The organism is Micrococcus sp. (assembly GCF_030523875.1).
Lineage (GTDB): Bacteria > Actinomycetota > Actinomycetes > Actinomycetales > Micrococcaceae > Micrococcus.
Genome location: NZ_JAUNHR010000071.1, coordinates 1 through 11,229 on the forward strand (window position 1 = coordinate 1; position 11,229 = coordinate 11,229).

The following is an 11,229-nucleotide window of genomic DNA, read 5'->3' on the forward strand; positions in this document are numbered from 1 at the left end:
GAGGGCGTCCGTGAGGGCGTCCGCCACCTGCGCGCCCTGGAGGGTCTCGCGCGTCGTCTCGTTGGGGACGGCCAGCAGCAGGGTGTTGCCGATCTGCCCCTGGGGCTGGGCGAGGTAGACGTAGCCCATGAGGCGGGCGGTGACCCGGGCGTCGTCCTCGAGGGAGGAGACGACCTCGCGCCATCGCTCCAGCACGGCCTGCTCTGCCGTCATGGCGGACGTCCTCTCCCCGGGCGACGGGCCCGGGCGGCCCGCTGCGGTGTGCCTTCGATCGGCGTCAGCCTACCTGTTGTCCACAGGGTTGTGCACAAGAGGTGGACAACCCGTATCCTCCTGTGGACAGCCCGGCCGGGGCCCCTCCGCCCAGGGTCGATGCCGCGCACCCCGTTTGACCCCCGCGCCGACGGGCGACTAGAGTCGCCTGGTCCCCCGGGGCGGTGCCATGCCCTCTGCGCATGCCGCCGTGCCCGCCGGGGATTTCATGTCAGAGCCTCCCCGGTCCTTCCCCCTGGTTCATGTCCTCAGGTCGACGATCGAAGGCACACCAACACGTCGTGGAGAGATCACAGTGACCAAGCGCACCTTCCAGCCCAACAACCGTCGCCGCGCCAAGAAGCACGGCTTCCGCTCCCGCATGCGCACCCGCGCCGGCCGCGCCATCCTGGCCGCGCGCCGCGGCAAGGGCCGCACCGAGCTCTCGGCCTGATCCGGCTCCCCGGGCCGACGCGGCGCTCGTGCTGCCCCGTGACCGCCGCGTCCGCCGGCCCGAGGAGTTCCGCCACATCCGCCGCACCGGCTCCCGGGCCGGACGGACCGCCGTCGTGGTGAGCGTGGCCTCGGACACCGACCCCGCCCGGTCCTCAGCGACGAGTCAGACTCGTCAGCCGAGGGCCGGGTTCGTCGTGTCCAAGGCGGTGGGCAACGCCGTCGTCCGCAACCGCGTCACGCGGCGCCTGCGGGCGATCCTGCGGGAGGAGCTGGAGTCGGACGCCCTGCGCGGCCGCCCGCTGCTGGTGCAGGTCCGCGCCCTGCCCCCGGCCGCCGAGGCCGACCACGCCACGCTGCGCCGCGAGGTGCAGGGCGCGCTCGCCTCGGCGCTGCGCCGCCACACGGCCCGGGCCCAGGAGGGATGAGATGACCGCCTCCTCCCCGTACGTCGTGCTGGAGCCCTCGCAGGAGTGGGGGCCGCTGCGCGCCCTGCCGGCCACCGTGCTGGCCTGGCTGCTCATGGCCTACCGCGCGGTGGTCTCCCCCCTCTACGGCCCCGTCTGCCGCTTCTTCCCGAGCTGCTCCGCCTACGGGCTGGAGGCCGTGCACGTGCACGGCGCGCTGAAGGGCTCGGCACTGGCCGCCGCCCGCGTGGCCCGCTGCCACCCCTGGAACGACGGCGGCGTGGACCCCGTGCCGCCGGGCCGGCGCCGATGGCCCCCGGGACGCGAGCCCCGGATCATCGCCCTGAACCACCCGCCCATCCCACCTGACCCCTCGCAGGAGGACTGAGACCCATGTTCGAAGCCATCCTCGCCCCGTTCCGCTGGATCATGTCCTGGCTGCTGGGCGCGTTCCACACCGTGCTGGAGATGTCCGGCATGCCCGCCGACTCCGGCTGGACCTGGGCGCTGTCCATCCTGCTGCTGGTGGTGCTCATCCGCACCCTGCTGATCCCGCTGTTCGTGAAGCAGATCAACGCGCAGCGCTCCATGCAGGCCATCCAGCCGGAGCTGCAGAAGCTCCAGGCGAAGTACAAGGGCAAGAAGGACTCGCTCTCCCGCCAGGCCATGGCGCTCGAGCAGCAGGCCCTGATGAAGGAGCACAAGGCGAATCCGTTCGCCGCGTGCCTGCCGCTGCTCGTGCAGATGCCGTTCTTCTTCGCCCTCTACCAGGTGCTGATCGGCGCCCGCGGGGCGGCCGAGCGCGGCGAGGGCATGGACGCGCTGTCCGCGGACCAGATCCGCTCCTTCGAGGGCTCCACGATCTTCGGCGCCCGCATGTCCGACACCCTGCTGCGCTCGCTGGACCAGGACAACGCGGTGGCCGTGGTGATCGTGGCCCTCATCCTGATCGTGCTGATGTCCGGCTCCATGTTCTTCATGCAGAAGATGCTGATGACCAAGAACATGACCCAGACGGCCCTCACCGGCCCGATGATGCAGACGCAGCAGATCATGCTCTACGCGATGCCCCTGATCTTCGGCATCGGCGGCATCAACTTCCCCATCGGCGTGCTCCTCTACTGGACCTACTCGAACTTCTGGGCCGTGGGCCAGCAGTGGTGGATCATCCGCCGCAACCCGACCCCCGGCTCCCTCGCGGAGCAGGAGCTCAACGAGCGCCGCGCCGCCAAGGGCCTGCCGCCCGTCGGCCAGAAGGTGACCTCCGCCCCGGCCCCGAAGGCCGCCGGAGCCTCCGCCTCCTCCCCCGCCGCGGGTGAGTCCGTCCGCGCCGACGCCGCCCCGCGCCGGACCTCGAACCAGCGGCAGCAGCCGCAGCGCAAGAACCGGAGGAAGAAGTGACCGGCCCCGAGGAGACCGCCGCCCAGGCGCCCGACGACGGCGTCGCCTCCGAGACCCCCGGCGTCCCCGCGGCGCCCGGTCAGGCCCCGGCCGACGACGACCGCGCCGAGGCGGTGCGCCGCCTCGAGGAGGAGGGCGACGCCGCCGCGGACTACGTCGAGGAGCTGCTCGACATCGCCGACCTGGACGGGGACATCGACATCGAGGTCCGCGACGGCCGCACCTACGTCTCCGTGGTGCCCGGCGAGGACGACGAGGACGACCGCCTCGCCGACCTCGTGGGCGCCGACGGCAGGACCCTCGAGGCCCTGCAGGAGCTCGTGCGCCTCGCCGTGCTCGCCGCCACGGGCCACCGCTCCCGCCTCATCCTGGACATCGCCGGGCACCGGGAGCGCCGCGACGCCGAGCTGCGCCGCCTCGCCGCCGAGGCGGTCGAGCGCGTGCGCGAGGGCGCGGGCGTCGTCCATCTCGACCCGATGGGCGCGTACGAGCGCAAGATCGTGCACGACGTCGTCGCCGAGGCCGGCCTGGCCTCCGAGTCCGAGGGCGAGGGCCCGCGACGCCATGTGGTGATCAGCGCCGATGGCTGAGACCCGCGACCCCCGGGACCCCGGAACCGAGGGGGCGGAGGCGGCCGCGCCGTCGTCGTCCGCCGCCCCGGAGCTGGGCGACGCGCTGCGGCCCGCCGCCGAGCGCCTCTTCGGCGAGGCCCTCCCCCTGGCCGAGCGCTACGTGGGGCACCTGGCGACCACGGGCACGGAGTGGGGCCTGCTGGGCCCGCGGGAGGTGCCCCGCCTGTGGGAGCGCCACGTGCTCAACTGCGCCGTGGTGGCCGAGCTGCTGCCCGAGGGCGCCCTCGTGGCGGACGTGGGCTCCGGTGCTGGCCTGCCCGGCCTGTGCCTGGCGCTGGCGCGGTCTGACTGCCGCTTCACGCTGATCGAGCCCCTCGAGCGGCGCGTGACGTGGCTCGAGATGGTGGTGGCGGACCTCGGCCTGACGAACGTGGAGGTCGTCCGCGCCCGCTCCGAGCAGGTGGCGGACGAGGTCCAGGTGGACGTGGTGACCGCCCGCGCGGTCTCCGCCCTCAAGACCCTCCTGCCCCTGACCATGCCGCTGCTGCGCAGCACGGGCGAGCTGCTGGCCATCAAGGGCCGCTCCGCGGCGGACGAGATCACCGCCGCCCAGAAGCCCCTGCGCAAGTATGGTGGTGGCGAACCGGAGATCGTCACCGTGGGCGGGGACCTGCTCCCCGAGCCCACCACCGTGGTGCGCGTGCCCGCGCGCCGTCCCCGCTGACCCTCCCCTCCCCCGGGGCGCGGTCGGCCGGTCTCCCCGGACCATGCCGGTGCGCCCGGCGAGGAGGAGGACGCATGGCCAAGGACGAGGACAGCCGCGGAGGCACCTGGAAGGCCCTCAAGCAGAGGTGGTCCGGACGCACGGCGGACCGGGGCGCCGCCTCGGAGGACGCCGCGCGGCTGCGCAGCCGGCGCCCCACCGCGCCCGAGCGGACGCGGGTGTTCACGACGTCGAACCAGAAGGGCGGCGTCGGCAAGACCACGACCACCGTGAACCTGGCGGCGGCCATGGCGCGCACCGGGATGCGCGTGCTCGTGATCGACATGGACCCCCAGGGCAACGCCTCGACGGCGCTGAACGTCCCCCACGGCGCCGAGGTCGCCTCGGTGTACGACGTGCTCCTGGACGAGATGGAGATGCACGAGGTTGTGCAGGACGCCCCGGACGTGGACGGCCTGCAGGTGGTCCCCTCCACCACCGAGCTGGCCGGCGCCGAGATCGAGCTCGTGTCCCTCGTGGCCCGCGAGCAGCGGCTGTCCCGGGCGCTCGAGCGGTACATGGCGTGGCGCGAGGACCAGGACCAGGAGCGGCTGGACTACGTGTTCATCGACTGCCCGCCGTCCCTGGGCCTGCTGACCGTGAACGCGTTCGTGGCCGCCGAGGAGGTGCTCATCCCCATCCAGGCCGAGTACTACGCCCTCGAGGGGCTCTCGCAGCTGCTGAACAACGTCCAGATGATCCAGAAGCACCTGAACCCGCGCCTGCAGGTCTCCACCATCCTCCTGACGATGTTCGACGCGCGGATGAACCTGGCCGTGCAGGTCGCCGAGGAGGTGCGGTCCCACTTCCCGGGCCAGCTCCTGGACATCGCCATCCCGCGCAACGTCCGCATCTCGGAGGCCCCCAGCTACCAGCAGACCGTGCTGACCTACGACCCGGCCTCCGCCGGCGCCGTGGCCTACCGCGAGGCGGCGGCGGAGATCGCCCGCCGCGGGGCGCCGGCCGTCCGCACCGGATGCTGACCGCCTCTCCCCCCGGCCCGTTGCGGGCCGCGCGGGGAGGCCCGCGGCAGGATCGGCCCCTCCGGTCCAGCCCGTCCTCTTCACGACGACGACGGCCCCGCCCCTATGGCGGGGGCCGTCGCCGAGTGCGCCGGTTCGGATGGTCGAATACCGAAGACAAGTCTCAGGGGTTGATTGCCGTGATGATGTTTCACGTGGAACGGCGCCTGTGCCGGAGGCGCCGAACTCAAGAAGGCTCATCCTCAATCGTCGCTGCTCACACTGCGGGAGACCGGACCGAGGGCGGACGACAGGCCAGCTGACCTTGCGATGGCCATGGGGTGTGGGCAGACAGGTGCCACGGAGAGGCCGGGGCCGGCTCCCCGTCGCGGCCCTCGCGTCGTTCTGGCCTGGGTGACCAGCACGACGCGAGGTGTCCGCATGTCCTGCTTCAGTCGGGCCGGGTCCCCTGGTGGACCCTTCCATGCTTCGTGCGAGACCAGCCCTCCGGTTGACGAGTCCAAGGAGGAACAAGGGAGAGACAGGGAGAGGCACCTGTCGTACCACTTGAACCGAGAAGGTCAGTGACGGCTTCGGATCAATGAACCACTGCCGTGAGACGGAGTCTCCCGCCGTTGGGCGACGCGCGCGGCGGAGACAATCGGATCCTGTGAGGCCGGCGCCGGTTACCAGGGCGCTCACAGCAACCCATCCCCGAGATGGTCCGCCATTCTTCGGAGACGGCAGCACTCATACATTGTTTTGTATACATGTGACGCGGGCCCGACGCCACATCAAAGATTGAATGATTGAACAGTAAGAGGGGTTGCCCACAGATGCGGCACGGGTGTCCGTCCTATGCAGGAAGAGGGCTGGGATAAGCGCGTACACTGTTGATATGTGCACAACTACGGGGGATAAACCTCGAGGTCGGCGCTACGCCCATGGTGTCGCGTGGCCCCTACGGAACCGCATGACGTCTTCGGTCTGGTGATCCTGACGGAGGCCGCAATCTGGGCTGAGGGGTGTGGCGCTGTTTCACGTGAAACTCCGACTCACCGCGCGGCAGCTTGGACAGACGCACCCATTCTTCAGTATCGACCCGCGACCTGGAGAAGGACAGAAATCATGAGGAAGCGTAGGGCGACCGGCGCACCTTCTATCCTCCCGAGGTCATCATCAGGATGAGGGGGCAGTGACGCTTTTTTGCCCGATCAACGCGCGCCACGATTGCTCTTCGGGCGTGGGAGTGACGGTTGCCCTGCTGTTTCACGTGGAACATCTCAGGGCGGGGTTCTTCATCTTGCAGGCCCGATCCAGAGTGCCTTCAGATGAGGTGATCTGCTTCGATGCCCCTTTGCAGACTCCCCTCACGTGTCATCGAACGGGCTACGTGTGAGGGTGTGCGGCCATAGGAGATGGTGAGATGAGATTGGACCCCAATGTTCATGTGGCACGTTTCACGTGAAACACGAGGAGCCGTCTGCAGATCCGTATTGGGGCGGGAGTGGCATGCCTACCACTGTCGCTGAGGACCAGGCGATCGCTGGCACGGGACAGATCCCCGGAATTTCATCGAGACCGGCAATATTCCCCATCCCAAGGGGCACGTCATGCAGGCTGTGCGCGACATCCGCGGAAGCAGCACAATGCTCCGCAGTACGAACAGCTGCACCTGGGTGTTCTTGGACAGCAGGACCTGCCCCCGCACCATTCGGCACCCCAACCCACGTTTCACGTGAAACGCGATCGGCCATGACCCGACGACTGACCCTCAAGGTGGCGCTCCATGGCTGCAGAGACCAACGAGGACGTGGGCCGTCAGGATGTCATGAAGAAGTGCCGAATGGCCATCGGATCCGTTCAGCTGCTCTGGGAACCGCGATCGCTCACCAGCCCCGTTCATCTCCACACATCTGCGGTGAACAATGATCCCTCGCGTGGCCCAGGGTAGATGCCCCGGTCCGAATTGGGGGACTATTTGGGCCATGTTCCACGTGAAACATAGCCGCCCCTGAATGGCGCTGTCGCCCCGGCGGCACCATGTTGGGTCGATATCGGGGCAGATGAACATCAACCGCACGGGAATGTCGAGAGCCGAAGCCACAAACAAAACCTTTGGCGTTCTGACAGAGGAACAGGGTTACCTCATGGCCTCCTTCGCTTCAGCCGAAGCCCGATGCCGCTGCTGTCAGCCTGCCATCGCGTGCCTCTCAGCCGCTATCGACGCCCTTCGTGAGGATCTCCACCACGAGGCAACTCGCGAGGGGGGGGCCATGGAACGAGGACAGTCCCGCAGGGGCGACTGGGGTCGTTGCGGCCTCCCCGACACGGCCAGCCACGACCCGACGCCCCTTCAGGTCAGAAGTCACGGAGTTCATGTTCCACGTGAAACAACACGTCGCCCGAACGACGGCATCGGGCGGGTGGACGCACTCCCCGTCGACCGCTCGAACCGTAGAATGACGCAGGAATGCCGCGAACAAGGAGGAAGCAGTGGTCAAGACCAGCCGCCGAGGGGGACTGGGCCGTGGCCTGGGTGCCTTGATCCAGAACACGACCGAGCCTGACACAGAAGAGAGAACCTCTTCTACAACGGCAGCTCCGGCCAGGCAAGCCGCCCCGGAGGAGACGCGCACCCCACCTCGCCGCCGGTCGAACGCGGTGGAGTCTCAGGAGACCCTCGAGCTCGCACACCAGGATTCCCCCGATGACGACGCCGGCTCGCCCGCCACCACTGCGGAGGACGCGACGGTCCAGAAGAAGGACGCAGCGGCCGGGCCCTCCACGCCGTTGGCTCCCCGACGAGCCACCAGCACCTCATCTTCTCGCGCGAAGTCCAGTTCGTCCGCTTCATCTAAGAAGACGACCACGGACTCGAAGGCCTCCGGCGCCAAGACGCCCCCTCGTCAGCGTCCGGCAGACATCTTCTTCGCCCCCACCCAGGACGAGGGGGAGGCGGCCTCGCCCCGCCGCTCCTCCCGGGCCGGCCGCCCCGCCATGCCCACGGTGAAGGCACCCGGCCGCAGGACGACCTCCACGGCCTCCCCGGCTGCCGAGGGTGCTCCGGCCGCTCCCGCGGATCACGCTTCCACCGTCTCCCCGGGCATCGCCGTCCTGCGAGAGATCCCGGTGGGGGACATCCACCCCAACCCGAGGCAGCCCCGCGAGGTGTTCGACGAGGAGCACATGGCGGAGCTCGTCACCTCCATCACCGAGGTGGGGATCCTGCAGCCGATCGTCGTGCGCGAGGTCACCGACGCGTCGACCCCCTATGAGCTCATCATGGGCGAGAGACGCTGGCGCGCCACCCAGAAGGCCGGCCTGGACACGATCCCCGCGATCGTCCGGCAGACCCCGGACCAGGATCTCCTCCGTGACGCCCTTCTGGAGAACCTCCACCGCTCCCAGTTGAATCCCCTGGAGGAGGCGGCCGCGTACCAGCAGCTCATGGAGGACTTCTCCTGCACCCAGGAGGAGCTCTCGCAGCGCATCGGCCGCTCGCGCCCCCAGATCTCCAACACCATGCGCCTGCTGCGCCTTCCCCCGCTGGTGCAGCGGCGCGTGGCGGCCGGCACCCTCTCCGCCGGGCATGCCCGGGCGCTGCTCGGCCTGGAGGACCCGGCGGAGATGGAGCGCCTGGCCCAGCGGATCGTCTCCGAGGGGCTCTCCGTTCGGGCCACCGAGGACGCCGTCGCCCAGCTGCAGGGCTCGGTCCGTCCTGCGCCGAAGGCCACCCGGGGCCGGGACGAGAGCACGCGACATGAGCGCCTGGACTACTTCGCCACCGCCCTGACCTCCCGGCTGGACACCCAGGTGAAGATCACCCTCGGCGCGCGCAAGGGGAGAATCGCCATCGACTTCACCTCCGTGGAGGACCTGAACCGCATCATGGACCTGATCCAGGGTGAGGCCCCCTCGGGGAAGCCCAAGAAGCGCTGAGGCGGGCGACGTCGTCGGCCGGCTCCGGCGGGCGATGTCCACACAGCAGGAGGGCCCCTCCACCCTGACGGTGGAGGGGCCCTCCTGCAATCCCCGTGATGGGGGAGGGGCGGCTCAGCCGAGCAGCGCGGAGAACTCCTTCTCGAGCTGCTGCTTGGGCTTGGCGCCCACGGACTCGGCCACCTTCTCGCCGTTCTGGAAGCCCAGGACCAGCGGGATGGAGGTGACGCCGAACTTCGCGGCGGACGCGGGGTTCTCGTCGACGTTCAGCTTGGCGATGACGACCTTGCCTTCGTGCTCGGCGGCCATCTCGTCGAGGACCGGGCCCAGCATGCGGCACGGGCCGCACCACTCGGCCCAGAAGTCCACGAGGACGGGCACCTCGGAGTCGAGGACCTTCTCCTGGAAGTCGGCGTCGGTGACGTTGATGGTGCTCATGGTGTTCCTCCTGGTCGGACGGGGGTGGGAAGACGGGACGGACGGCTGACGGTCAGTGCCGTCCTCACCTTCACTCCTGACGCCTGTCAGGGGTGAAGGAGAAGACGCTCAGGCCGGGTTGCTGTCCGAGGACGGCGGGGCGGGGGTGGCCTCCTCGACGTCGGCGACCTCGGCGAGGTAGTGCTCGACGTCCTGGGCGGCCACGCAGCCGGAGCCGGCGGCCGTGATGGCCTGACGGTAGGTGTGGTCGGTGACGTCGCCGGCGGCGAACACGCCGGGCACGGAGGTGCGGGACGAGGGGTGCTCGATCCGGATGGTTCCGTGTTCGGTCAGCTCCAGCTGACCCTGCACCAGGTCGGTGCGCGGGTCGTGGCCGATCGCCACGAACAGCCCCGTGACGTCCAGCGCGGACTCCTCGCCGGTCTGGGTGTCCCGGAGGGTCAGGCCCTCCAGCTTGTCCTGGCCGTTCACCGCCGCGACCTCGGTGTTCCAGTGGAACTCGATCTTGGGCTCCTCCATGGCGCGGCGCCCCATGATCTTGGAGGCGCGCAGCTGGTCCCGGCGCACGAGCACGTGGACCTTGGAGGCGAACTTGGTGAGGAAGAGCGCCTCCTCCATCGCGGAGTCGCCGCCGCCGGCCACCGCGATCTCCTGGTCGCGGAAGAAGAAGCCGTCGCACGTGGCGCACCAGCTCACGCCGTGGCCGGACAGGCGCTTCTCGCCCTCCACCCCGAGCTCGCGGTACGCCGAGCCGGTGGTCATGATCACCGCGTGCGCGCGGATCTGCGACCCGTCGCCCAGGGTCAGCACCTTGGGGGAGGAGGTCAGGTCGGCCTCCACCACGTCGTCGAAGACGATCTCCGCGTCGAAGCGGCGGGCCTGGGCCTCCATGGCCGCCATGAGGTCGGGTCCCATGATGCCCTCGGCGAAGCCGGGGTAGTTCTCCACCTCGGTGGTGTTCATCAGCTCGCCGCCGGCAGTGACCGCACCGGCCACGATGACGGGCTCCAGGTTGGCACGGGCCGTGTACACGGCGGCGGTGTAGCCGGCCGGGCCGGAGCCGACGATGACGACGTTGCGGACCTGCTGGTCCTGCTCGGGGGTGCTCACGTGGTCCTCCAGGGGTCGGGGATGTCTCTCGCTCCCCCACGGCAACCGCGGGCGGGGGACGCCTATTCCGTGGCCCATCCGCCCGGGGAGGGCGTCAGCGGACCTCGATCTCCGTCAGCTGCAGCCCGTACGGATGCTCGGCGCCGTCCTCGATCTGGGGCAGGGAGGTCAGGCTCAGGATGACGTACTGGGCCGTGCTGTCCTCCACCTCCACGGGGACGGCGACGGAGCCCTCGTCGAAGGTCCCCTGGCCGATCTCCCGGGCGTCGCCGGGCCCGCCCTCGGGGCTGTCCGCGATGTACGCGATCCAGCTGCCGCCGGTGCCGCCGGCGGACTGCACCACGACCTCCTCGATCTGCGCGGGCTGCTCGAGCTCGACCACCACGTTCATGCTGTCCACGTAGCCGCCGAAGTTGGGCCGGTTGTAGGCGTAGCTCTGCCACGCGGTGCCCGGGTCGCCGTCGATCAGGTTGCTCAGGGTGTCGTCGTTCTCCGCCTCCAGCTCGGGCATCTCCGCCACGCGGCGCTCGACGGCCACCGGCCGGGGCTCGACGGCGGCGGGGCCCGCGGCCGCCGCGGAGGTCTCCTCCTGGGCGGCCGCCTCGGACGACGGCGCCTCCGACGTCGCGTCGTCGGCGGGGGCCGCCTCGGAGGCGGCCTCCTCGGACTGCGCGGGGGAGGAGGACGCGGGGGAGGGGGCGACGGAGCGGGTGTTCTGGCCGAGCAGGAACAGCCCCACCAGGCCCGCGAGGACCAGGGCGCCCACGAGCAGGAGCGCGAGCAGCCAGGACCGGCCGCTCGAGGCCCGCGCCGGCTCGTCGGCGGTCGGGGCCGTCCCGGCAGGCGCGGCGGGCGCGGCGGACGAGCCCCCGGCGCCTCCGGCGGCGGCGCGCTCACCCGAAGCCCCGGTGCGTGCCGGGTCGGCGGCC

Annotated in this window: 10 protein-coding genes and 2 pseudogenes; 8 read left to right on the forward strand and 4 right to left on the reverse strand. The window is 70.3% G+C overall.

Annotated elements, in window-relative coordinates; genetic code table 11:
* Nucleotides 1-213, reverse strand: a pseudogene (locus tag Q4D18_RS09250) (chromosomal replication initiation protein DnaA); the annotation flags it as partial.
* A gap of 355 nt (nt 214-568) precedes the next feature.
* Between Q4D18_RS09250 and rpmH the strand changes: the two are divergent.
* The 8 genes from rpmH (at nt 569) to Q4D18_RS09290 (ending at nt 8,752) form a co-directional block, all read left to right on the forward strand.
* Complete coding sequence (rpmH, locus tag Q4D18_RS09255) at nt 569-706, forward strand: 50S ribosomal protein L34 (protein WP_303127606.1); 138 nt, start codon at nt 569-571, stop codon at nt 704-706.
* A gap of 28 nt (nt 707-734) precedes the next feature.
* On the forward strand, nt 735-1,133 hold the full coding sequence (gene rnpA / locus Q4D18_RS09260; RefSeq protein ID WP_303127608.1) for a ribonuclease P protein component: 399 nt from the start codon (nt 735-737) through the stop codon (nt 1,131-1,133).
* A gap of 1 nt (nt 1,134) precedes the next feature.
* On the forward strand, nt 1,135-1,500 hold the full coding sequence (gene yidD / locus Q4D18_RS09265) for a membrane protein insertion efficiency factor YidD (protein WP_303127611.1): 366 nt from the start codon (nt 1,135-1,137) through the stop codon (nt 1,498-1,500).
* A gap of 5 nt (nt 1,501-1,505) precedes the next feature.
* Nucleotides 1,506-2,513: a membrane protein insertase YidC gene (gene yidC / locus Q4D18_RS09270; protein WP_303127613.1), complete on the forward strand. Its 1,008-nt coding sequence runs from the start codon at nt 1,506-1,508 to the stop codon at nt 2,511-2,513.
* Entirely contained in the window at nt 2,510-3,103 is a 594-nt protein-coding gene (locus Q4D18_RS09275; protein ID WP_303127615.1) for a R3H domain-containing nucleic acid-binding protein, read from the forward strand. Before yidC ends, Q4D18_RS09275 begins: the two co-directional genes overlap by 4 nt.
* Nucleotides 3,096-3,809, forward strand: a complete 714-nt coding sequence (gene rsmG / locus Q4D18_RS09280) for a 16S rRNA (guanine(527)-N(7))-methyltransferase RsmG (RefSeq protein WP_303127619.1) — start codon at nt 3,096-3,098, stop codon at nt 3,807-3,809. The genes Q4D18_RS09275 and rsmG overlap by 8 nt, the downstream gene beginning before the upstream one ends.
* A gap of 74 nt (nt 3,810-3,883) precedes the next feature.
* A complete protein-coding gene (locus Q4D18_RS09285; RefSeq protein WP_303127621.1) occupies nt 3,884-4,831 on the forward strand; it encodes a ParA family protein in 948 nt (315 codons plus the stop codon).
* A 2,475-nt stretch (nt 4,832-7,306) separates the two neighbouring features.
* Nucleotides 7,307-8,752 (forward strand): ParB/RepB/Spo0J family partition protein, encoded by a 1,446-nt coding sequence (locus Q4D18_RS09290; RefSeq protein WP_303127624.1) that lies wholly within the window; start codon nt 7,307-7,309, stop codon nt 8,750-8,752.
* A 114-nt stretch (nt 8,753-8,866) separates the two neighbouring features.
* On the opposite strand, the gene trxA is transcribed toward Q4D18_RS09290, so the two are convergent.
* The 3 genes and pseudogenes from trxA to Q4D18_RS09305 all read right to left on the reverse strand — a co-directional run.
* Complete coding sequence (trxA, locus tag Q4D18_RS09295; protein ID WP_303127626.1) at nt 8,867-9,190, reverse strand: thioredoxin; 324 nt, start codon at nt 9,188-9,190, stop codon at nt 8,867-8,869.
* Between the two features lie 108 nt (nt 9,191-9,298).
* A complete protein-coding gene (gene trxB / locus Q4D18_RS09300; protein WP_303127629.1) occupies nt 9,299-10,300 on the reverse strand; it encodes a thioredoxin-disulfide reductase in 1,002 nt (333 codons plus the stop codon).
* 94 nt (nt 10,301-10,394) lie between these two features.
* Nucleotides 10,395-11,229 (reverse strand): annotated as a pseudogene (locus tag Q4D18_RS09305) (hypothetical protein); the annotation flags it as partial.

Coding starts and splice junctions, on each gene's coding strand:
- yidD (WP_303127611.1), top strand. CDS start 1,135: ATGACCGCCTCCTCCCCGTACGTCGTGCTGGAGCCCTCGCAGGAGTGG.
- yidC (WP_303127613.1), top strand. CDS start 1,506: ATGTTCGAAGCCATCCTCGCCCCGTTCCGCTGGATCATGTCCTGGCTG.
- rsmG (WP_303127619.1), top strand. CDS start 3,096: ATGGCTGAGACCCGCGACCCCCGGGACCCCGGAACCGAGGGGGCGGAG.
- Q4D18_RS09285 (WP_303127621.1), top strand. CDS start 3,884: ATGGCCAAGGACGAGGACAGCCGCGGAGGCACCTGGAAGGCCCTCAAG.
- trxA (WP_303127626.1), bottom strand. CDS start 9,190: ATGAGCACCATCAACGTCACCGACGCCGACTTCCAGGAGAAGGTCCTC.